Source organism: Glaciimonas soli (assembly GCF_009497155.1).
GTDB classification, from domain to species: domain Bacteria; phylum Pseudomonadota; class Gammaproteobacteria; order Burkholderiales; family Burkholderiaceae_D; genus Glaciimonas; species Glaciimonas soli.
Genome location: NZ_WINI01000001.1, coordinates 1212636 through 1233982, shown reverse-complemented (window position 1 = coordinate 1233982; position 21347 = coordinate 1212636). Strand labels below are relative to the sequence as shown.

20 protein-coding genes are annotated in these 21347 nt (G+C 49.1%); 15 read left to right on the top strand and 5 right to left on the bottom strand.

The window, feature by feature from the left end:
• Nucleotides 1–13: 13 nt before the first annotated feature.
• Complete coding sequence (gene purD / locus GEV47_RS05615; protein ID WP_153233669.1) at nt 14–1288, bottom strand: phosphoribosylamine--glycine ligase; 1275 nt, start codon at nt 1286–1288, stop codon at nt 14–16.
• Nucleotides 1289–1328: 40 nt separating this feature from the next.
• A complete protein-coding gene (locus GEV47_RS05610) occupies nt 1329–2054 on the bottom strand; it encodes a YebC/PmpR family DNA-binding transcriptional regulator (RefSeq protein WP_153233668.1) in 726 nt (241 codons plus the stop codon).
• Between the two features lie 120 nt (nt 2055–2174).
• Between GEV47_RS05610 and GEV47_RS05605 the strand changes: the two genes are divergently transcribed.
• From GEV47_RS05605 to GEV47_RS19345, 3 genes are all read left to right on the top strand, one after another.
• Nucleotides 2175–3716, top strand: coding sequence for a helicase HerA-like C-terminal domain-containing protein (locus tag GEV47_RS05605; RefSeq protein WP_153233667.1), 1542 nt, complete (start codon nt 2175–2177; stop codon nt 3714–3716).
• Nucleotides 3717–3867: 151 nt separating this feature from the next.
• Nucleotides 3868–4842 carry a quinone oxidoreductase family protein gene (locus GEV47_RS05600; RefSeq protein ID WP_153233666.1) on the top strand — a complete coding sequence of 325 codons (975 nt, stop codon included), beginning with the start codon at nt 3868–3870 and terminating at the stop codon, nt 4840–4842.
• Nucleotides 4843–4849: 7 nt separating this feature from the next.
• Nucleotides 4850–5020, top strand: coding sequence for a hypothetical protein (locus GEV47_RS19345; RefSeq protein WP_194270574.1), 171 nt, complete (start codon nt 4850–4852; stop codon nt 5018–5020).
• A gap of 126 nt (nt 5021–5146) precedes the next feature.
• On the opposite strand, the gene GEV47_RS05595 is transcribed toward GEV47_RS19345, so the two are convergent.
• Entirely contained in the window at nt 5147–5821 is a 675-nt protein-coding gene (locus GEV47_RS05595; protein WP_153233665.1) for a DUF4136 domain-containing protein, read from the bottom strand.
• A gap of 350 nt (nt 5822–6171) precedes the next feature.
• On the opposite strand from GEV47_RS05595, the gene pepN reads away from it, so the two are divergent.
• The 8 genes from pepN (at nt 6172) to GEV47_RS05555 (ending at nt 17546) form a co-directional block, all read left to right on the top strand.
• Complete coding sequence (gene pepN / locus GEV47_RS05590; RefSeq protein ID WP_153233664.1) at nt 6172–8886, top strand: aminopeptidase N; 2715 nt, start codon at nt 6172–6174, stop codon at nt 8884–8886.
• Nucleotides 8887–8975: 89 nt separating this feature from the next.
• On the top strand, nt 8976–9977 hold the full coding sequence (locus GEV47_RS05585) for a class 1 fructose-bisphosphatase (RefSeq protein ID WP_153233663.1): 1002 nt from the start codon (nt 8976–8978) through the stop codon (nt 9975–9977).
• Nucleotides 9978–10031: 54 nt separating this feature from the next.
• Nucleotides 10032–10433, top strand: a complete 402-nt coding sequence (locus GEV47_RS05580; RefSeq protein ID WP_153233662.1) for a DoxX family protein — start codon at nt 10032–10034, stop codon at nt 10431–10433.
• A gap of 427 nt (nt 10434–10860) precedes the next feature.
• Nucleotides 10861–11463: a DUF1326 domain-containing protein gene (locus tag GEV47_RS05575; protein ID WP_153233661.1), complete on the top strand. Its 603-nt coding sequence runs from the start codon at nt 10861–10863 to the stop codon at nt 11461–11463.
• On the top strand, nt 11460–12266 hold the full coding sequence (locus tag GEV47_RS05570; RefSeq protein ID WP_153233660.1) for a DUF2182 domain-containing protein: 807 nt from the start codon (nt 11460–11462) through the stop codon (nt 12264–12266). Before GEV47_RS05575 ends, GEV47_RS05570 begins: the two co-directional genes overlap by 4 nt.
• Nucleotides 12259–13134, top strand: a complete 876-nt coding sequence (locus tag GEV47_RS05565; RefSeq protein ID WP_153233659.1) for a DMT family transporter — start codon at nt 12259–12261, stop codon at nt 13132–13134. Before GEV47_RS05570 ends, GEV47_RS05565 begins: the two co-directional genes overlap by 8 nt.
• A 751-nt stretch (nt 13135–13885) precedes the next feature.
• Nucleotides 13886–16648 carry a magnesium-translocating P-type ATPase gene (gene mgtA, locus GEV47_RS05560; RefSeq protein ID WP_153233658.1) on the top strand — a complete coding sequence of 921 codons (2763 nt, stop codon included), beginning with the start codon at nt 13886–13888 and terminating at the stop codon, nt 16646–16648.
• Nucleotides 16649–16802: 154 nt separating this feature from the next.
• Complete coding sequence (locus GEV47_RS05555) at nt 16803–17546, top strand: transporter (RefSeq protein WP_153233657.1); 744 nt, start codon at nt 16803–16805, stop codon at nt 17544–17546.
• Between the two features lie 6 nt (nt 17547–17552).
• Here GEV47_RS05555 and GEV47_RS05550 read toward each other — a convergent pair whose 3' ends face one another.
• The gene (locus tag GEV47_RS05550; RefSeq protein WP_153233656.1) at nt 17553–18401 is read right to left on the bottom strand and encodes an enoyl-CoA hydratase/isomerase family protein; all 849 of its coding nucleotides are present in this window, start codon (nt 18399–18401) and stop codon (nt 17553–17555) included.
• 39 nt (nt 18402–18440) lie between these two features.
• Nucleotides 18441–18857 (bottom strand): NINE protein, encoded by a 417-nt coding sequence (locus GEV47_RS05545; protein ID WP_153233655.1) that lies wholly within the window; start codon nt 18855–18857, stop codon nt 18441–18443.
• A 292-nt stretch (nt 18858–19149) separates the two neighbouring features.
• Here GEV47_RS05545 and rpsP point away from each other — a divergent pair, with 292 nt between their 5' ends.
• The 4 genes from rpsP to rplS all read left to right on the top strand — a co-directional run bounded on the left by rpsP (nt 19150) and on the right by rplS (nt 21317).
• Nucleotides 19150–19398 (top strand): 30S ribosomal protein S16, encoded by a 249-nt coding sequence (rpsP, locus tag GEV47_RS05540; RefSeq protein ID WP_153233654.1) that lies wholly within the window; start codon nt 19150–19152, stop codon nt 19396–19398.
• Nucleotides 19399–19445: 47 nt separating this feature from the next.
• Entirely contained in the window at nt 19446–20036 is a 591-nt protein-coding gene (gene rimM, locus GEV47_RS05535) for a ribosome maturation factor RimM (RefSeq protein WP_153233653.1), read from the top strand.
• 39 nt (nt 20037–20075) lie between these two features.
• On the top strand, nt 20076–20837 hold the full coding sequence (gene trmD / locus GEV47_RS05530; protein WP_153233652.1) for a tRNA (guanosine(37)-N1)-methyltransferase TrmD: 762 nt from the start codon (nt 20076–20078) through the stop codon (nt 20835–20837).
• A gap of 96 nt (nt 20838–20933) precedes the next feature.
• Nucleotides 20934–21317, top strand: a complete 384-nt coding sequence (rplS, locus tag GEV47_RS05525; RefSeq protein WP_153233651.1) for a 50S ribosomal protein L19 — start codon at nt 20934–20936, stop codon at nt 21315–21317.
• Nucleotides 21318–21347: the final 30 nt, after the last annotated feature.

Genomic DNA, 21347 nt, shown 5'->3' with positions numbered 1-21347 from the left:
AGGGAGCGAGAAATTAACTATGTCGCTTAACTGCGCGCCAGCCAATATCACGGCGGAATTGCGCGCCATCAAAATGAATGCTCTCAAGCACATCGTAAGCATGCTTTTGTGCGACTTTTACGCTGTCTCCCAAACCGACAACGCACAATACGCGGCCGCCGGCGGTAGTTAATTTTTTGTCTGATAAAACCGTGCCTGCGTGGAAAGTCACGCTATCAGCTGTTTCTGCCGGAATGCCGGAAATCAGGTCGCCTTTGACCGGCGCATCTGGATATCCTGCTGCAGCCATCACAACGCCAAGCGCAGTGCGGCGATCCCACTCCAGTTCTATCGTGTCTAGCGTTCCATTGACGGCATGCTCCATCACCGCCAATAAATCAGTTTTGAGGCGCGCCATGATAGGTTGCGTTTCTGGATCACCCATGCGGCAGTTAAATTCGATGGTTTTTGGCGCACCATCGGCGTCAATCATCAAACCAGCGTACAAAAAGCCGGAGAACGGTATGCCGTCTTTGGCCATGCCTTGCACGGTCGGACGAATGATTTCGCGCATCACGCGCGCATGCACTGCGGGCGTCACGATAGGTGCAGGGGAGTAGGCACCCATGCCACCAGTATTTGGGCCCTGATCATCGTCTTTCAGACGCTTGTGATCCTGACTGGAGGCGAGAGGCAAAATATTTTTGCCGTCGACCATCACAATAAAACTGGCTTCTTCACCTTGCAAGAAATCTTCAATTACCACGCGTGCACCAGCTTCACCAAAGCGATTGCCAGCCAACATGTCGTCGACTGCAGTGTGTGCTTCTTCCAGCGTCATGGCGACGACAACGCCTTTACCAGCGGCTAAACCATCAGCCTTGATGACGATGGGTGCGCCTTTTTTATCCAGGTATTGATGTGCTGCAGCGACGTCGGTGAAAGTTTGATATTCAGCGGTGGGAATATGATGACGCTGCATGAAAGCTTTAGCAAAATCTTTAGAACTCTCCAATTGCGCTGCTTCGCGAGTCGGGCCAAAAATTTTCAAGCCGCGATTGCGGAAAACATTCACGATACCACCGGCTAAAGGTGTTTCCGGTCCGACCACGGTCAAGGCAATATGCTCTTTTTCGACGAAATCGGCGAGCTCGTTGTAATCAGTAATATCAACATTATGCAATCGAGAGTCGAGTGCCGTGCCGCCATTGCCGGGCGCGACAAAGACGGTTTGGATGCGAGGAGATTGTGCAATTTTCCATGCCAGAGCATGTTCACGGCCACCAGAGCCAACTACCAGGATTTTCATAGAGTATTCGCGGATTTCTTTTAGTGGAAATTGTGTTGCATTATTCTTCAATGATTGCGTTGGTGAATACTTCCTGAACATCGTCCAGATTTTCTAACGCATCTAATATCTTTTGCATCTTGATTGCATCGTCGCCAGTCAGCACTGTTTCAGCATCCGGTTTCATGGTGACTTCTGCCATTTCGGCTTTAAATCCGGCTTTTTCAAGCTTCTCTTTTAGCGTGACAAAAGCGTAGCGGTCGCATAACACTTCAAAACCGCCTTCGTCATCTGTCAGCACGTCATCAGCACCAGCTTCTAACGCCGCTTCCATCAATTTATCTTCATCTGTGCCTGGCGCATAAAACAACTGACCGCAATGTTTGAACATAAATGCAACGGCACCTTCAGCACCCATGTTGCCGCCGTATTTAGAAAATGCATGGCGCACTTCGGCCACGGTCCGTACTTTGTTGTCGGTCAGGCAATCGACCACAATCGCTGCGCCGCCGATGCCATAACCTTCGTAGCGAATTTCCTCGTAATTTGCGCCTTCCAATTTCCCGGCACCGCGCTGAATGGCACGTGTGACATTGTCCTTCGGCATATTGGCATCGGCGGCTTTGTCGACAGCAAGTCGTAAGCGCGGATTGGCATTGACATCGTCGCCCCCGAGGCGAGCAGCGACGGCTATTTCTTTAATGACTCGGGTCCAGATTTTGCCGCGTTTAGCATCGGTCGCGGCTTTTTTATGTTTAATATTGGCCCATTTACTGTGTCCAGCCATGCGATTCTCTCTTTGTTCTCTTATTTGGATGTGGTTAGGAAAGCATATAATTAGCACGACATTTTACCATAGCGAACTTCTTATCAATTTGACTGAAATTCGTCAGAAACGGACAAAATCATGCCAAATCCCCTTTTATTAGCAAAAAATGCGACATCTGAATTTGTAGTGCTGCCAGCGTTAATCAATCGACATGGTTGCATTACCGGCGCAACCGGTACAGGCAAGACTGTGACCTTGCAAACTTTTGCGCAAGAATTATCGGATATCGGTGTGCCGGTTTTTATGGCAGACGTAAAAGGCGATTTATCTGGTATGGCAAAGGCAGGTGAGCCGTCGTCGAAATTGTTGAAAATCCTGGCTGAGCGCGGCATCACTGAACCAAAATGGGCGGCAGTACCCGTGACGTTTTGGGATGTGTATGGACAGCAAGGTCATCCGGTGCGGGCAACGATTTCAGATCTTGGTCCTTTACTATTGGCACGCATGCTCAATCTCAACGAGACTCAGCAAGGTGTATTTCAACTGGTGTTTAAAATCGCTGATGACAACGGCTGGTTGCTGCTCGATACCAAAGATTTACGCGCGATGTTGCAGCACGTTGGTGATAATGCTGCGAGCTTTAAAACTGAGTACGGGAATGTTTCTGCGGCCAGTATCGGCGCGATTCAACGTGGCATGATTGCGATAGAGGAGCAAGGCGGCAATATCTTCTTTGGCGAGCCTATGCTCAACATCGACGACTTGATCCAGACCGATAGCAACGGCAAAGGCATTGTGAACATCTTGGCCGCCGATAAGTTGATGAATGCACCGCATTTGTATTCGACCTTTTTGCTATGGTTGTTATCGCAGCTTTACGAGCACTTGCCGGAAATCGGTGATCAAGATAAGCCCAAGCTGGTTTTCTTCTTCGATGAGGCGCACCTGTTATTTAGTGAAGCGCCCAAGCCGTTGCTGCAAAAAATCGAACAGGTAGTGCGCTTGATTCGCTCTAAAGGCGTCGGGGTATATTTTGTGACGCAAAATCCGTTAGATATTCCAGGCACCATACTCGGCCAGTTAGGCAATCGGGTGCAACATGCTTTGCGTGCTTTTACGCCACGTGATCAAAAAGCGGTGAAAGCCGCCGCTGACACTTTCCGCCCAAATCCGCAATTAGATACCGCGCAAGTGATTACTGAGTTGGGCGTTGGTGAAGCATTGGTGTCGTTTCTGGATGAAAAAGGCAGTCCGACTATTGTTGAGCGTGCTTATGTTGTTCCTCCAGCGTCGCAAATTGGCCCGATTACATCAGAAGAGCGTCAGCAATTGATGGCCAACTCCGTCGTTGCTGGCGTGTATGAAAAAGCAGTCGATCGTGAGTCCGCCTACGAAATTCTCAAAGCGCAACACACAACAGATAGCGCATCGTCTGACGGTTGGGGGAGATCGGCAGGAGGTGGCGCGGTTGGTTCAGCACCGGCGCCAGCAAATCCCAATAGCAATACAGGCGGCTATTGGAGTAACACGCTGGGTGGTTTATTTGGCGGCAGCGGATCGCCAAAAAATAAAGATACGTTAGTAGAAGCGGTCGTTAAATCTGCTGCGCGGACGATGGGATCGCAAGTTGGGCGGCAGATTGTGCGCGGGGTGTTGGGGTCGATATTTAAAGGCAAGTAAATTTTTTAGCAATCATATTAAAAGGAGTAGTCGGTGCATACGACTATTCCTTTTTTACATCGCATTTTCATAATTCGTCACATCAAAACGAAATTTTCCATACGCATTACAATTCCACCATATCATTTCTATAGAAGAAGCGAGACGTATCATGGTGAAAGCAATCAGAATAAGTAAGACCGGCGGACCTGAGGTGATGGAATATGTTGATGTGGAGGTTGGCGAGCCTGGCCCGGGGGAAGTCAGAATTAAGCATCACGCTTGTGGCTTGAATTTTATCGATGTGTATTTCCGTACCGGATTGTATCCGCAGCCTCTGCCGGCTGGCTTGGGGCAAGAGGCTGCTGGCGAGATTATCTCTGTTGGTGCCGGTGTGCATAACTTCAAAGCTGGCGATCGCGTCACGTATTGCGGTCGCCCTAATGGTGCTTATTCGGAAGAGCGATTGTTACCAGCAGCATTGCTGATTAAGCTGCCCGATGCGATAAGCTATGACACCGCAGCAGCGATGACGTTGCAAGGGTTAACTGCGCAATATTTATTTCGTCAGACATTTCCATTAAAGGGTGGTGAAACGATTTTGTTTCATGCAGCAGCTGGCGGGGTTGGCCTGATTGCGGCGCAATGGGCGCGTGCCTTGGGTGTCAAGATGATAGGTACCGTGAGTACGCCGGAGAAAGCAGCGCTGGCAAAAGCCGCTGGTTGTACCCATGTGATCAACTATAAAACAGAAAATTTCGTCGAGCGTGTCAAAGAAATCACGGATGGAAAAGGTGTACCGGTGGTTTACGATTCGATCGGCAAAGATACGTTTATCGGCTCTCTGGATTGCTTGTCACCGTTGGGAACGATGGTCAGTTTCGGGAATGCTTCCGGTGCCGTGCCGCCATTTAGCTTGAACGAGTTAGCATCGCGTGGTTCTTTATTCATCACACGACCATCGCTGCCTGCTTATGTGGCTACGCGTGAGGCGTTAGATGCCGCCGCCGCCGATCTGTTTCAGATGGTGGAGAGCGGGAAAATCAAGATTGAGATTAATCAACGTTATGCGTTGAAAGATGTTGCCCAGGCGCATATTGCATTAGAATCGCGGAACACCACTGGTTCCACAATTCTTATTCCGTAATGACATCATGACCGACAACAAAACAAAAGAAAATTTGGCGACAATCACTGAAGAAGATGAAGAGTTAGTAACTGATACAAGCGGTACGCCTAAATTTGGTCGCTTGTTAATTATATTGATCTTGGTAGTGGCGTTGATTTGTCTCATTACGATGGGTAGTGAATGGTTGTATACTTAACCGGTCAGGCTAAGCAATTGCGCTAGGCATCTAAGATTAAAATCCAACGCTGTTAATAAAAAAGCTGACCACATAAACTTATGTGGTCAGCTTTTTTGCTATGTAAATCGTTTGTAAAATACGCTTTTATTTGCCGTCCAGCTTCAACTCGACCACATGTGACAGACCACTTTGGCCCGGGAAGTCAGTAAATGCACTACGTACCAGATAAGGCATGACGGTGGCTAACACGCCGATACGGCCTTCGCTATTCACGTTGACTTCATAGAGCTTTTTACCATTGCCGGCGTGCGCGATATCGATATGCAGATGGCGCGTAAACATTTCGTAGTTCGATTCACGTGGGACAATGACGCCAGGTGCCGGACCATACATGCCACCATACCAAAGTGGATCGTACACGCGACCATAGTACCGACCATAAGGCCCGGCACCCCAATATGGGCCGTAGAACGGATATCCAGGCCAGCCAGGATCAACGACTACCGGTTCCACCACGCGCACTTCGCGTGAACTGATTCCATAGTCGAATGACACCTTAAGTTGTGCCGGCGCGCCGTTGGCTACTTGGGTAAAGCCGAGGTGCTGTAATTCTGCTGCGATCAGCGTTTCGTAATTGCGATATTCCAGATCATTGTTTTGTTCGGCCGTTGTTGCAAACGTGTACGACTTGTCAGTCAGATCGGCTGGCCATTCATTGAATGCCGTGACGTTGCTACGGATGACGGAAGCGCAACCAGATAATAGTAAACACGATGCTACGATGCCGAGTCCTAAATAACGCTTGATATTAATTTTCATGACGTGTCCTCGTTTCTATTCTGGTCCATAGATTATTTTTGTATTTCCCCATTTCGCTATTATAGCAAGGGTACAAGAAGCTCAATTATCACTCTTTTACTCAGTTGGATTGCTAACAATTGTTGCTGTTTGTAACTTTATTGAGAGGTAGTTCTTAGCATAAGTCCGCATGAGCTGGTCGGGGCTTTAATCCAGCCAAAAGTGCAGCAACGATGACGAGCGCTTCATAGTTGTCAGCAAAAGAGTAATTTTTTAATAAATGTATGCAGTAAATTTTCAGCAAAAAACCATAGCAAAGCGCCGTAGATTGGTAGAATCGTGCTTTCCACGACTTTCTTTACTCCAATTTTATGCGCAACGATACAGTTTCTACGCCAGCCACTATTTATCGTAAAGATTACACCGTACCATCTTATCTGATTGATACGGTAGAAATGGGCTTTGATTTGGATCCGACAGCTACCCGCGTCGCGACCCGTATAGCTATGCGCCGTAACCCGGCCAGCACCAGCAAAGAGATCGTTTTGTTGGGCGAAGAGTTGGAATTAGTGCAATTGCGCTTGAATGGCAAAGTGCTGAAGCCCAGTCAATATACATTAAAGGCAGGGGTGCTACGCATTGCTAATGCGCCTGCAAAAGTCATTCTTGACGTCGAAACATTGCTGCAGCCGGAAAAAAATACATCGCTCAGCGGTTTATACGTCTCTAATAAAAATTTCTTCACACAGTGCGAAGCCGAAGGTTTCCGCAAAATCACTTATTTCCCGGATCGTCCGGATGTGATGGCGAAATATACTGTCATGCTGCGTGCGGATAAGAAAAAATATCCGGTGCTGCTATCGAACGGTAATTTGCTTGAAGAAGGCGATTTAGGTGATGGTCGTCACTATGCAAAATGGGAAGACCCGTTCAAGAAACCATCGTATTTATTCGCTTTAGTGGCGGGTAAATTGGTCAAGCAGGAACAAAAATATACGCTCAAGTCTGGTCGTGAAGTATTGCTGCAGGTATGGGTAGAAAAAGGCAATCTGGATAAAACCCAGCATGCGATGGATTCCCTGATCAACAGCATTCGCTGGGATGAAGAGCGTTTTGGTCTGGAATTGGATTTGGACCGTTTCATGATTGTCGCCGTCGGTGATTTCAACATGGGCGCGATGGAAAATAAAGGTCTGAATATTTTCAATACCAAATTCGTTCTGGCTAAGCCAGATACCGCGACTGATACCGATTATGCTGGTATTGAGGCAGTGGTTGGTCACGAATATTTCCACAACTGGACTGGTAATCGCGTGACGTGTCGCGATTGGTTTCAGTTGTCGTTGAAAGAAGGTTTGACGGTGTTCCGCGATCAGGAATTTTCAGCCGATATGGTTGGTACTGACAGCGGTCGCGCTGTGAAGCGCATTGATGACGTACGAGTTTTGCGTCAGGTGCAATTCCCTGAGGATGCCGGTCCGATGGCGCACTCGGTACGCCCTGATGATTACGTCGAAATTAATAATTTTTATACAGTCACCATTTACGAAAAAGGCGCGGAAGTGGTGCGCATGTATCAAACTTTGTTGGGACGCGATGGTTTCCGCAAAGGGATGGATCTGTATTTCCAACGTCACGATGAGCAAGCCGTAACATGCGATGATTTCCGCGCAGCGATGGCCGATGCGAATGGCCGTGATTTAACGCAGTTTGAACGCTGGTATAACCAGGCGGGTACGCCGCGTGTGCAGGTAAAAACGCATTATGACGCGGCTAAAAAGGCCTATGAAATCACCTTGTCGCAAGCGTGTCCGGCGACTCCGGGGCAAGCCAAGAAATTACCTTTCCATATTCCTGTTGCGGTTGGTTTATTGGACAGCAGCGGCAATGACATTCCTTTGCGTCTGCGTGGCGAAGCCAAGGACGGTGCAACTACGCGTGTATTGGAACTGACTAAGGCGCAGCAGACCTTCCGTTTTGTCGATATCGAAAAACAGCCAGTGCCATCTATTTTGCGCAATTTCTCTGCGCCAGTTGTGCTTGATATCGACTATACAGACGTAGAGTTGGCTTTCTTGTTGGCGCACGACAGTGACGCATTTAATCGTTGGGAAGCTGGTCAACGATTGGCTGCGCGCAGCTTGTTAGCAATGACCGCTGTTGTACGGGAAAATTACCCTGCCAACATGGAAAAAAATGATAGCTCTTGGATCGATCGACTGCTGTCAGTGACGCCGGCGAATCATGCCGCTCTTAGCGATGCTTTTGGAGCAGCGTTAATAGATCAGTCGTTAGACGCAGCTTTCCGAGACGTGATTTTGAGCTTGCCGTCGGAAGCGACATTGGCAGAGCAATGCGATGTGATTGACCCGCTGGCAATTCATTCGGCCCGTCAGTATCTGCGTCGTACTTTAGCGAACGCGCTTAAAACGGATTTGCTGGCAGCCTATAAAGCCAATGCAACACCGGGCGAATATAGTCCTGATGCGGAAGCGTCGGGTAAGCGTGCATTGAAAAATCTGGCTTTGGCCTATCTGATGGAAGCAGATGACGCCGAATCGCATAAATTGGCGCAACAGCAATATGATAACGCCAACAACATGACTGACCGGTTTGCAGCATTGATGGCACTGGCAAATAGTAGTGCACCGGGAAAAACAGCGGCGTTGGCCAAGTTCTATAAAGATTTTGAACAAGAAGCCTTGGTCATTGATAAATGGTTTTCTTTACAGGCGATGGCACGTACTGCGGACGTTGCTGCTGTACGTGATTTGCTCAACCATCCGGCGTTCACGTTAAAAAACCCTAATCGTGCGCGTAGTCTGATTTTTAGTTTCTGCAATGGCAATCCTGCTAAATTCCATGCGGCTGATGGTAGTGGTTATGAGTTCTGGGCAGATCAAGTGATTGCCTTGAACGGCGTTAATCCGCAAGTGGCTGCCAGATTGTCGCGCACCTTGGATCGTTGGCGCAAATATGCTCCAGCGCTGCAGGAAAAAATGCGCACTGCTTTGGAGCGCGTTGCTGCTGAGAAGAATTTATCAAAAGATGTGTTGGAAGTGATTACCAAGGCATTGGCCAATTAATTTAACCGCAACCGCTGCTCTTTCCTGCAAGTGGGAGAGAGTAGAGCGGAAAAGCATAAACGAGTAATAAGTTTTAAAGAAAGAACACCATGAAACGCATCAGTCTTACGCAACATTTGATCGAACAACAGCGTCAGCACAACAGTATTCCCGCAGAATTGCGTCTATTAATTGAAACCGTTGGGCGCGCGTGTAAAACCATTAGTCATGCAGTTTCCAAAGGTGCTTTGGGTGAAGTGCTTGGCAGCGCCGGTAGTGAGAACGTGCAGGGTGAAGTACAAAAAAAATTGGATATTCTTTCCAATGAAATTTTACTGGAAGCGAATGAGTGGGGCGGCCATTTAGCGGCAATGGCCTCGGAGGAAATGGAAAGTATTCATCCGATTCCAAATCGTTACCCGCAAGGTGAATATTTACTATTGTTTGATCCATTGGATGGTTCGAGCAATATTGACATCAACGTTTCTATCGGCACGATTTTCTCCGTATTGAAAGCACCGGATGGCATGACAACGCCAACTGAAAAAGATTTTATGCAGCCTGGACGTAAACAGGTTGCCGCTGGCTATGCGATCTACGGTCCGCAAAGCATGTTGATACTGACAACCGGGAATGGTGTTCACGCGTTTACTTTGGATCGTGAAACCGGTTCATGGGTGCTCACGCAAAGCAATATGCAAATTCCAGTGGAGACTCAAGAATATGCGATTAATGCTTCGAACGCGCGTCATTGGTATCCGCCGGTAACGCGTTATATCAATGAAATGCAAGCGGGCGCGACTGGACCGTTGAAGAAAAATTACAACATGCGCTGGATTGCTGCGATGGTAGCTGATGTGCATCGCATCCTTACACGTGGCGGTATTTTCATGTATCCCGCCGACAGTCGCGATACCAGCGTGCCGGGCAAATTGCGTTTGATGTATGAAGCCAATCCAATGGCGCTATTAGTGGAGCAGGCCGGTGGTCTGGCGACCGACGGTAAACAGGCGATTTTGGATATTCAACCGACCAAGCTGCATCAACGCGTGCCAGTTTTTCTGGGGTCTAAGGTTGAGGTTGAGCGAATTACGGCTTATAATCAAGAGTGATATATAAACAAAATTTGATCCGATTCATTTTGTATCTACAAAGGGGATAAATACATGCATACCGATGACCTGGGAAAATTAGTCCTTCGTGCGACGCTAGCTATTTTGATTTTGTTTCATGGCGTGTCTAAAATTTTAAGCGGGCCTGGTTATATCGTTGGCTTGTTGAGTCATGCAGGTCTGCCACCAGCATTGGCATATCTGGTGTATGTCGGCGAAATCGTGGCGCCGCTGCTGATTTTATTCGGCGTCTGGAGTCGCATCGGTGCACTGATCGTGGTGGTGAATATGTTGGTTGCGTTTGGCCTGGTTCACAGCAAACAACTGATGATGATCAACGATACCGGCGGCTGGCAGTTAGAACTGCAAGGGTTTTACTTGTTTGTTGCCGTTGCCGTGTTGTTATTGGGAGCGGGTCGTTTTAGTGTGGGTGGCAAAAACGGGTTCTTAAATTAAGCTCTATTCTAAATAGAGTAAAAATGACTTATGTAAATGGCTTATACGTATTTGGTATAAGCCATTTTTTCTAGTTGCAACATGATTAATTTTGCCGCAATTCTTGACCTGTCAGGTTCTTATGGCAGGATATTCAGCATTAGCAGCCGTAATGCATTGTGCTTTCTCTCAAGGTAAAACTGACTGTTGAGTTTTGGCCGAACTGCGAAAGTGACATATCGGCTACAAGCATCTTTTAAGGGCGTTGCGCAATGCGAACGTCGATGCGTTACTCCCCAAGTTAAATGACGCAATGACATCTCACCACGGCTTGTTAGCCCAGTAGCTGGCTTGACTTGGCCTATTGCACGGCGTAGCATTAATTTTCCAATTTGTCGCCTGAGCCACGGCGACAAGTCGATGCTCGTGTGGCTCAATGGAGGTTTATATGAGCTATCACCTAGAAGGTCGTTTGCTTGAGGTTTGCAACTGCAACGTCCTGTGCCCCTGCTGGATCGGCGAAGATCCCGACAATGGTACCTGCGACACCATCGTCGCATGGCGCGTTGACAAAGGAACGGTTGACGGCGTTGATGTCGGCGGCAACACTATCGCGGCCGTGGCTCATGTGCCCGGCAATATCCTGGCGGGTAACTGGACTGCTGCAATCTACGTCGACGATCAGGCATCCAAGGCGCAGGAAGAGGCACTGCTGAAAGTCTACACAGGTCAAGCCGGTGGGCCGGTTGCCGATCTCGCCAAGCTCATTGGCGAGGTGGTATCGGTAGAGCGGGCACCAATCCGTTTCACCGTGGTTGCAGGCAAGGGTGAAATCGAGATCGGCAAAAACTACTATGCTGAACTCGAACCCTATCTCGGCGCGACTGGTGGTCAGACCGTCCTTTCCGACACCATATTTTCGACGGTACCGGGGGCTCCGGTGTTCGTCGGTAAGGCCCCGACCTATCGATCCAAGAATGCAGCCCTCGGTATTGACCTTAACATCAAGAACCACAACGCTTTGCAAAGCACGTTCGTCTTTGACGCATGAGTCTGAGGGCAGGCTCGCAATCACCTGGCATTTCGCGCCACCATCGTGTGTTTCTGCCGATTCTGATCGCACTAGCATGGGTGGCCTTGTGGGCGTGGGCGCGCAGCCCATACGGACGCTATCTTGAGCACGGCGACTGGACGGCATCAGGGCCGGCGGCGTTTCTGTGCCGAGTGATTCCCGCTGGCGATATTGTCGTACCCATGGCGCTCTACACCGTCGCGTGGATACTCATGATTGCGGCCATGATGCTGCCAACCACCTTGCCGTTGTTTGACGTTTTCGACCGATTGACTGCCCAGCGCCCGGATCATGGGCGTCTCCTCATGCTGCTCGGCCTGGGCTACGTGACAGTGTGGGGAGCATTCGGACTCGTGGCGCATCTACTTCACAGTGCAATGCTGATCCTGATCACCAGCGTACCGACATTAGCCTGGCATGGTTGGCTGATTGGCGCTGCGATCATTGCGTTGGCGGGTGCCTTCCAGTTCAGCAGGCTCAAGTACCGTTGCCTGGAAAAGTGTCGCACACCCTTGAGCTTCGTTATCGAACATTGGCGTGGTTATGCGCAAGCGTGGCACGCGTTCGCGCTTGGTGCGCAGCACGGCCTATTTTGTGTCGGATGCTGCTGGGCGCTGATGTTGTTAATGTTCGCGTTTGGCACCGGCAGCCTCGGCTGGATGCTCCTGCTTGCGGCCGCGATGGCGATTGAAAAGAACGTTCGCTGGGGGCAGCGCCTCAGCAAACCGCTCGGTGTCGCGCTGTTGTCTTGGGCTGTCGTATTGGTGGCGACTCATGCATAAAGAGCGCGGTGATCGGCCCACCTTGCAGACCATTGCCCTCACTGCGGTGGCGATACTCGCCTTTGCAGCCAATTCTCTATTGTGCCGGCTCGCGTTACAGCAAGGCGGCATTGATCCGGCCAGCTTCGCATGCATCCGGCTGGTTTCAGGTGCGATCATGCTTACCATCATCGTTCTGTGTAAGTCGGAACCAGTCGTGCCCAACCGTACCGACTGGCTCGCTGTGGCCATGCTGTTTGCTTATGTTGCGTTCTTCTCCTTCGCCTACCTCACTTTGTCCGCAGGTACAGGTGCGTTGATACTATTCGGGGCGGTTCAATTGACGATGTTCAGCGTGGGTTTGCGCTCAGGCGAGAAGTTCGGATTCATCGCATGGCTCGGTCTCGCGCTGGCTGTCGCGGGATTGGTCTACCTGGTATCGCCGGGCGTTGCATCACCGCCGCTCTTCGGTGCTGCGTTGATGGTGGTCGCTGGCGTGTCGTGGGGAGTGTACTCGCTGCGCGGTCGCGGAGTGGCCGACCCGCTGGCCGCCACGGCACGCAACTTCGCGAGAGCGGTGCCGCTCGCCCTTGTGCTGAGTTTGCTTTTCATCGCCCACGCTTACGCGGATGCGACCGGGATCGTCCTGGCTATTGCCTCCGGTGCACTTACGTCCGGCATCGGGTATGTCATCTGGTACGCCGCGCTGAACAACCTTTCCGCAATGCGAGCCGCCACCGTACAGTTGTCGGTGCCGCTGATCGCTTCATTTGGCGGGGTGGTGTTCCTCTCGGAGGCAATCACGCCGCGCCTCGTTGGTGCTTCTGCGGCAATCCTTGGAGGCATAGCATTAGTTTTGACTAGCAGATCGCGGAAACCGCCACCGTAGTATCCCCCGTGAATCTGGCACACCGTGTTCTTGTGCACGTTAATCGCTTGCATTGCGGCCGAGAGTCTGAAATTTATTATTGCTAATCAAACGCGTTGAGATTGGCCGCACCACATCGCGTTACAAGTCTAAAAGAAGCAAATAAAACAGCATAACCGGGCACTTAAATTCGACTGATGAACGAGTCTTTGCATTTAGCACTAAGAATAAAATTGTGAGTTGACTTTACCGCAACGCACCAATTATAATCGCCCCGTTTAGTTTTCATGGAGACCTTTGTGGGTACTTGTTCTGGTGATAGTAGTAACTATTTGTTGATAGTCATCGCTGCGTAGTCTGGCCCACGGATCTCATCTTCTCCGTACCTGACTTCACAGGTATGGTGTCTTGGTCGGATTTTTCCGACACTCAAAATCAAATTCTGCTGTTTTATGCGCGCATGTTGCGCCTTGCTGCCTGTCTTGTTTTTTAGTCAGTAATGCCATCGTGTGCAATGACATCACAAGTTTCACAGTGGTTCCCTACGCGTGGCCGTCTTACGTCCATTACCCATTGCGTAATATTAAGGAATACATATGGAACCCGCTCCTATATCGCTTTTTAGCCGCTGCTAAAGACGCATTGCCTGGTACTTTTCCAGTACCTGCAATTGGTGCATGCACCACCTAATAAATAACGCATAGAACAGACAACGCACGTGGCTACGCTAGCTAGCTGTGCATTTATTGTTGCTGTTCATACGGAGAAAAAAATGAATCTATTTAAGAGTCTGTTTGACGCATTTTTGCATAGCAAAAGCATGCCTCGCCAATTCCGCCGCACCGCTATGCCGGATGTGAACTCATCGGCAAATTTGTCGCGCGCTGTGCCTGATCATTTGTCACGAGAGTTATTGCTCGCATCGCGTGAAGATATTCCTGCCGTGTTAGTGCGCCTGCATGCACATGAGGAAGGGTTAAGCAACGCTGAAGCCGAAAGAATTCGGGAGCGGGTGGGCATCAATGAAGTGGCGCATGAGAAGCCGTCGCCATGGTGGATGGATTTATGGCACTCATATAAAAATCCGTTCAACTTACTGCTTACTGTGTTGGCGATTATTTCCTACGTCACCGATGATATTGAAGCGACTATCGTCATCAGCATTATGGTGGTGCTATCGACCATGATTCGCTTCGTGCAAGAAGGGCGCTCTAACCGCGCTGCAGACAAGTTGAAAGCGATGGTCAGCAATACCGCAACAGTGCTGCGACGTGATAATTCGATTGAGGCCAGTGCTGAAGCCAGGCGCTATTTTGAAATCAATGTTCACGTTAATCCTGCCCATAAAATAGAACTGCCAATCAAAGAACTGGTCCCTGGAGATCTGATTTTTCTATCTGCGGGCGACATGATTCCAGCCGATTGCAGAGTCATTTCTGCCAAAGATCTATTCGTTAGTCAGTCGGCGATGACAGGTGAATCGCTGCCGGTGGAGAAATTTGTTGAAAACCAAGACGGTGTGGGTGGGGATAATCCAATTGAATTGGATAACATTCTCTTCATGGGTACCAATGTGGTTTCCGGTTCAGCTATGGCAGTAGTGCTGACGACAGGTAATCAGACGTATTTTGGTACTTTGGCGGTACGCGTTACGTCTACGGATCGCGCGCCAACCGCATTTCAGCAAGGTGTGAATAGTGTCAGTTGGTTGTTGATTCGCTTTGCCCTGGTCATGGTGCCGATCGTATTGTTGATCAATGGTTTTACCAAAGGTGACTGGAGCGAAGCATTTTTGTTTGCACTGGCGGTGGCGGTTGGGTTGACGCCAGAAATGCTGCCGATGATTGTCACGTCGACTTTGGCCAAAGGCGCGGTGATATTGGCACGTAAAAAAGTGGTGGTAAAACGCCTTGATGCCATTCAAAATTTTGGTGCGATGGATGTATTGTGTACAGATAAAACTGGCACTTTGACACAGGATAAAATTTGCCTGGAGCGTCATACCGATGTGTTTGGACAGGCCTCTGATAATGTCCTGAAGTTCGCTTATTTGAACAGTTATTACCAGACCGGCCTGAAGAATTTGCTAGACCGCGCGGTACTTGATCACGTTGAATTGCAGACGGAATTAAAGCTGGCGCAAGATTACAAAAAAATTGATGAAGTGCCGTTTGATTTTCAACGTCGCCGCATGTCGGTGGTGGTTTCCGAGCGTGAAGATCATCATGAGTTGATTTGCAAAGGTGCAGTCGAAGAGCTGCTCTCTATTTGTACTCATGTGCAAGATGGTGACGACGTTGTCGCGTTAGATGATGCTATGTTGCAGCGCGTATTAGCAGTGACACGCGGGCTGAATCAAGAAGGTTTGCGCGTAGTGGCGGTGGCTGCCAAGGAAGTTCCTCCCCATAAAGCAAATTATGGCGTTGCCGACGAAGGCGAGTTGACGCTAATTGGTTACATCGCTTTTCTTGATCCTCCAAAGGAGTCTACTGCGCCAGCGATCAAAGCATTGGCAGGGCATGGTGTTACCGTCAAAGTACTGACTGGAGACAATGAACTGGTGACAGCAAAAATTTGTCATGATGTCGGGCTGGATGTGCAGGGTGTTGTGTTGGGCCATCAACTTGACAAAATGTCGGACGAAGCACTGGCAATACTGGCGGAGAAAAACAATGTGTTTGCCAAGCTGTCTCCACTGCATAAAGAACGTCTTGTGCGCGCATTACGCAGCAATGGTCACGTAGTCGGTTTCATGGGTGACGGTATCAATGATGCGCCTGCGTTGCGTGCTGCGGATATTGGCATTTCAGTAGATACTGCAGTCGATATCGCCAAAGAAGCAGCGGATTTGATTTTGCTGGAAAAGAGTTTGATGGTGTTGGAAGAGGGCGTGATTGAAGGTCGTAAAACCTTTAACAACATGCTGAAATATATCCGCATGACCGCTAGCTCTAACTTCGGTAACGTGTTCTCGGTATTGGTTGCCAGTGCGTTCTTGCCATTCTTGCCTATGCTATCCATGCATCTGTTAGTGCAGAATTTGCTCTACGATATTTCACAAATAGCCATCCCGTTCGACAATGTGGATAAAGAAGATGTGGAGAAGCCATTGCGTTGGGATTCGCGTTCTTTGGGACGATTCATGGTGTTCTTCGGGCCGATTAGCTCTATTTTTGATATCACCACTTTCGTCATCATGTGGTATGTTTTTCACGCGGATACAGTGGCGAATCAGACTTTGTTCCAATCAGGCTGGTTCGTGGTTGGCTTACTAACGCAGACGATGATTGTGCACATGATTCGTACTCAAAAAATTCCGTTCCTACAAAGTCGCGCTGCGTGGCCGTTAATCATCATGACAATGATTGTCATGGCAATCGGGATATTTTTGCCGATGGGGCCGCTCGCGGGATTCTTTAAATTGGAAGCGTTGCCATTATCGTATTTCCCATGGTTGATAGGTATCTTGGCCGCTTATGTGATGCTGACGCAGGCGATGAAGACCTTTTACATCAAGCGCTTCGGCTGGCAGTAATTATTGATCAATGTTGCGTACAGAGCAGATTCGTAGGGGCGTGATGCGTTGAAAAATCGCGTGCCCCTGCAATTTGCGCAATGCTACGGCTCGCTTTTCTCTTCTTCGGGAGGAAAGGCAAAATAAGAAAGCACAAAAAATTTGAGAGGTACAAATGGTTTTATTCAAAAAATCACACATCATTGTCGTCTTATACCTGACATTCGTGATGCCGGCAGCTTTTGCCGGACATCCCTTCGTTACCGATGATACGAATACACAAGGCACAGGAAACCAACAGTTGGAAGCAAACACTGACTGGGCATCACAAGATGGGGCTAGTGTCCATGAGGGCAATATCACTTACACTGTTGGGGCGTCAGATAAACTGGATGTCTATGTCAATGTTCCCGTTACATATACAACGCCACGTGGCCTGAATGATACGACGCTTGGTGCTAAATGGCGCTTTTACGAAGAGGGTGCGATGAGTTTTGCATTGAGACCTGAGCTCATTCTTCCGACAGGTAATCAACATTTTGGCAACGGCAATGGACGTACTAGCACTACGCTGACTTTGATTGGCTCTTATGACGCTGCGCCGTGGACATTTAATGCCAATATCGGCATCTCTTCTGATCGTTATGATTTGCAAATTGATCGGGATGAGAACCAACGTGCGGTGTGGTATGCGTCAACGGCTGCGTCATATCAGCTAAATGAGCAATGGATGGTGGCGGCTGATATCGGTGTTGCACGTAATTCTGAGCGCGCTCAATCCGTCAACCCTGCTTATTTTTTGACAGGTCTTGTCTACTCGCCGACGAAGAATGTTGATCTTGATGCAGGTATTAAATTTGGATTGAATGAGGCGGAGGTTGCACACCAACTTGGTGTTGGTGTGACCTGGCGGTTTTAATGATGGCTACGCGTCACGTTTTTTTGCGGCGCGTTGGCTGAAGAAGGCCTCGCGCAGAGCTTTGGATTCCGGGCTTAGCAGCAACTCTATGAAAAATTGACTTTCGAGTTGAATGCCTTCATCGAAACTTTGTGTGAGAGTGGCCGCAATGGCATCTACGCATTTCGCTGGTGCAGGAAATGTGTCGGCCTTGGCAGCGATCTTGTCGCGCATCGTTTGTAAGATGACTTCCGCGTTTGCATGATCCATGCTGATATCGCGTATCTTGGGCAGTGGACGGGCATCGGCAATGCTCTCGGCGAAGGTGATTGCATCTTGCAACAGATCGCCATTAATCATCTGATCGAATAACGCGGTGTTGGCGAGTTTTTCTGCTTCCACTGGCACGCCGGAAACGATCATGGCTAGTCCGCGCTCCAGTCCGACGGCGCGCGGTAATCGTTGAGTGCCACCTGCGCCTGGCAAAAGACCGAGTTGTACTTCTGGCAGGCCGCACAATGCGCTTGGTGTAGCGACACGGTAGTGGCAGGCTAGTGACAATTCCAGTCCGCCACCTATGCATAAAGTGTGGATGGCGGCGACGACAGGTTTGGTGGCGTTCTCAACCGCATCTATCATCATATGTAAGTTAGGTTCGGCCAGCATGGCGGGCGTATTGAATTCTTTGATATCTGCGCCGCCTGAAAATACTTTGCCGGCACCAGTGATGACGATGGCTTTTACCGTATCATCGTTGAGTGCTTTGTGAATGCCATCAACGAATGCAGTGCGTGTGGCAATGTTCATCGCATTGACCGGCGGATTGTTTAATGTGATGACGGCCACTGTTCCGTGGCGTTGATAGTCTGTAGTCATGTCTCTTCCAAAAAAATAAAACGGAATTAGGCGAAAATGTTATCCATAAGCGCCGCCGGTAAATAGTAAATCGAAAGTGCGGGCAATGGCAGCGATCAGGCCGGTCGCACCAACGGCGACAGTAAGTACTAAAATCACGGCTAATATCCATGTTGATGCTGATTTTTTGCCGGAAGCGACATTGTGTTGCGCATCCCATTTTTCATCTGGCGTTAAGCCTATGATCAGCGATTCCAGAATCGCAATTAATGCCGAGATAAACAAAGGCAAAAATAGAAACATTTTTTGCTGATCCGGCCATATTAACCATGCCAATAGCGATAATGGCAAAGTGACAAAATGCAGCCAGCCCCATTTATCCTTCATGCCATTCAAGTAAAAACGATGTAGTCCGATGCCGCCGAAAACGGTGGCGAGAAAAGTGGTTAGGGTTTTGTTTTTATGTGGCGTGGTCATGAGTATTGCTGCAGATGTGAGTGGTTGCTAGGCGAAATAACTCTATTGAGTGCGGTAGTGTAACGTAAGGCGTGCTGGTCAAAACGATCAGAATGAAAGTGCGCCAAAATTTTTGCTATAAAGTAATAAACAGAGGGGGAAATGTGAATTAAAACGCAATTTCTGCAGCGTAATGATGCAGCGATGCGACATAGTTTTATATGAATTTGGCAGTATAAGGTTGCGGTGGTGTGGTGAATGGCGTTATAATCCACGGCTTTTTCCGTGCTCGACAACACTTTTTGGAATCATTATGGTCGTTATCCGTTTATCTCGTGGTGGTGCTAAGAAGCGCCCTTTTTACAATATCGTAGTGACTGATTCACGCAATCGTCGCGATGGTCGCTTTATTGAGCGCATTGGTTTTTACAACCCAGTAGCGTCTGGCGCATCGGAAAGCTTCCGTGTTGCTCAAGATCGTTTGACACACTGGCAAGGCGTTGGCGCACAAATGTCGCCAACAGTAGCGCGTTTGGTTGCTGCTGCTCCTAAAGCTGCTTAATAGTATTGCCTTTGTCTAACGTCACGCAATCGGCTCAGCAATCCGGAATGGCAGCAGAAGTTGCGATCCCAGCAGATTTGGTGATGGTCGGTCACATTACCGGGGCCTATGGCATTGTTGGTTGGGTCCGGATTAAACCGTACTCGCCCGATGCTGATGCTTTATTGAGTGCTAAAAAATGGTGGTTGGGTAAGCCTGCGCAGCTTGGCGGGCAAGTTCATCCTCATGATTTGCATGACGTTGAGATGATGCAGGCAAAACACCACAGTGGCGACATTGTGGCGCGTTTGGTTGGTGTCGCCGGGCGTGAGGCTGCTGAAGCACTCAAAGGCTCGGTGGTGCACGTACGGCGTAGTCATTTTCCAGCATTGGAAGATGGCGAGTTTTACTGGTTGGATTTGATCGGTTTAGCCGTTGAGAATCTGCAAGGTGAACAGCTCGGCATTGTCACTGACATGATGGACAATGGCGCACATCCGATTTTGCGCATTACAGTACCTGTAATCGCTGCAGCAGCCGATATGGCTGTGCAAGCTAAGGCACCAGCAGAATTGCTGATCCCGTTTGTGGACCAATTTGTCAAAACTGTTGATCAGGCGGCAAAAAAGATCACAGTAGACTGGGGTCTGGATTATTAAGTCGCAACGAAGCGGGTATGGCGAGGATGGGCATAAATAATGCAATTTGATGTCGTCACGCTATTCCCTGAAATGTTTGCGGCGCTCACGCAGTCGGGTATTACACGACGTGCGTTTGAACAAAAAAAATGCGAATTGGCATTGTGGAATCCGCGTGATTTCACGACCGATAATCATCGCACCGTAGATGACAGGCCTTACGGCGGTGGTCCTGGCATGGTAATGCTGGCCAAACCGCTGGAAGCGGCGATCAACGCGGCTAAGCAACGGCAACAACAAGTTTCTTCGGTGGTGTCTAAAGTGGTGTATTTATCACCGCAAGGACAGCCACTTACGCATCAGCGTGTAATGCAATTCAGTGCAGAGCCGGGTTTGATATTGTTGTGCGGTCGTTATGAAGCTGTCGATCAACGTTTGTTGGATCGCTGTGTTGACGAAGAAATCAGCCTTGGCGATTTTGTTTTGTCGGGCGGTGAATTGCCGGCGATGGCATTGATGGATGCGGTGATCCGGCAATTGCCTGGCGTACTGAACGATGGCGCGTCAGCGGTCGAAGACAGTTTTGTCAACGGCATGCTTGATTGTCCACATTACACTCGTCCTGAAGAATATGATGGTATGCCTGTTCCCCCTGTATTGATGGGTGGACACCATGCTGAAATTGAGAAATGGCGACGTCAGCAGGCGCTTTTGGCGACTGCGAAGAAACGGCCGGACTTGATAGTCAAAGCGCGTATGGCAGGTTTGCTTTCAGCCAGCGACGAAAAGTTTTTGCGCAATGTAGTGAGCGCAGAGAAGTAGTAAAAATGATGTAATTTTTTAAACCCCATCCTCTACTGAGCACGCAGCAATGCACAGGTAATAACAGCGTCAGCAAGATGGCATTTGGAGCTAAAAATGGATCTGATCCAGCAACTTGAGCAAGAAGAAATTGCCCGTTTAGGCAAAAACATCCCTGAATTCGCCCCTGGTGACACCGTTGTCGTTAACGTCAACGTGGTTGAAGGTACACGCAAGCGTGCGCAGGCTTACGAAGGTGTTGTAATTTCTCGTCGTAACCGTGGTTTGAATTCCAACTTCATCGTCCGTAAGATTTCTTCCGGCGAAGGCGTTGAGCGTACATTCCAATTGTATTCGCCACTGATCGCTTCGATTGAAGTGAAACGTCGCGGTGATGTACGTCGCGCTAAGCTGTACTACCTGCGTGAGCGTTCAGGTAAATCGGCACGTATCAAAGAAAAATTGCCACAACGTCGTGTTGTCGCTAAAGCTGCCGAATAAGTTGTTTGGTATGTTTTACATAAAAAAGGA

Excerpts from the sequence above, each read along its gene's own strand:
- GEV47_RS05585 (WP_153233663.1), top strand. The coding sequence starts at position 8,976 with ATGAAACGCATCAGTCTTACGCAACATTTGATCGAACAACAGCGTCAG.
- rplS (WP_153233651.1), top strand. The coding sequence starts at position 20,934 with ATGGATCTGATCCAGCAACTTGAGCAAGAAGAAATTGCCCGTTTAGGC.
- trmD (WP_153233652.1), top strand. The coding sequence starts at position 20,076 with ATGCAATTTGATGTCGTCACGCTATTCCCTGAAATGTTTGCGGCGCTC.
- GEV47_RS05605 (WP_153233667.1), top strand. The coding sequence starts at position 2,175 with ATGCCAAATCCCCTTTTATTAGCAAAAAATGCGACATCTGAATTTGTA.
- rimM (WP_153233653.1), top strand. The coding sequence starts at position 19,446 with ATGGCAGCAGAAGTTGCGATCCCAGCAGATTTGGTGATGGTCGGTCAC.
- pepN (WP_153233664.1), top strand. The coding sequence starts at position 6,172 with ATGCGCAACGATACAGTTTCTACGCCAGCCACTATTTATCGTAAAGAT.
- GEV47_RS05555 (WP_153233657.1), top strand. The coding sequence starts at position 16,803 with ATGGTTTTATTCAAAAAATCACACATCATTGTCGTCTTATACCTGACA.
- rpsP (WP_153233654.1), top strand. The coding sequence starts at position 19,150 with ATGGTCGTTATCCGTTTATCTCGTGGTGGTGCTAAGAAGCGCCCTTTT.
- GEV47_RS05610 (WP_153233668.1), bottom strand. The coding sequence starts at position 2,054 with ATGGCTGGACACAGTAAATGGGCCAATATTAAACATAAAAAAGCCGCG.
- GEV47_RS05565 (WP_153233659.1), top strand. The coding sequence starts at position 12,259 with ATGCATAAAGAGCGCGGTGATCGGCCCACCTTGCAGACCATTGCCCTC.
- GEV47_RS05545 (WP_153233655.1), bottom strand. The coding sequence starts at position 18,857 with ATGACCACGCCACATAAAAACAAAACCCTAACCACTTTTCTCGCCACC.
- GEV47_RS05550 (WP_153233656.1), bottom strand. The coding sequence starts at position 18,401 with ATGACTACAGACTATCAACGCCACGGAACAGTGGCCGTCATCACATTA.
- GEV47_RS05575 (WP_153233661.1), top strand. The coding sequence starts at position 10,861 with ATGAGCTATCACCTAGAAGGTCGTTTGCTTGAGGTTTGCAACTGCAAC.
- purD (WP_153233669.1), bottom strand. The coding sequence starts at position 1,288 with ATGAAAATCCTGGTAGTTGGCTCTGGTGGCCGTGAACATGCTCTGGCA.
- GEV47_RS05580 (WP_153233662.1), top strand. The coding sequence starts at position 10,032 with ATGCATACCGATGACCTGGGAAAATTAGTCCTTCGTGCGACGCTAGCT.
- GEV47_RS05570 (WP_153233660.1), top strand. The coding sequence starts at position 11,460 with ATGAGTCTGAGGGCAGGCTCGCAATCACCTGGCATTTCGCGCCACCAT.
- GEV47_RS05600 (WP_153233666.1), top strand. The coding sequence starts at position 3,868 with ATGGTGAAAGCAATCAGAATAAGTAAGACCGGCGGACCTGAGGTGATG.
- GEV47_RS05595 (WP_153233665.1), bottom strand. The coding sequence starts at position 5,821 with ATGAAAATTAATATCAAGCGTTATTTAGGACTCGGCATCGTAGCATCG.
- GEV47_RS19345 (WP_194270574.1), top strand. The coding sequence starts at position 4,850 with ATGACCGACAACAAAACAAAAGAAAATTTGGCGACAATCACTGAAGAA.
- mgtA (WP_153233658.1), top strand. The coding sequence starts at position 13,886 with ATGAATCTATTTAAGAGTCTGTTTGACGCATTTTTGCATAGCAAAAGC.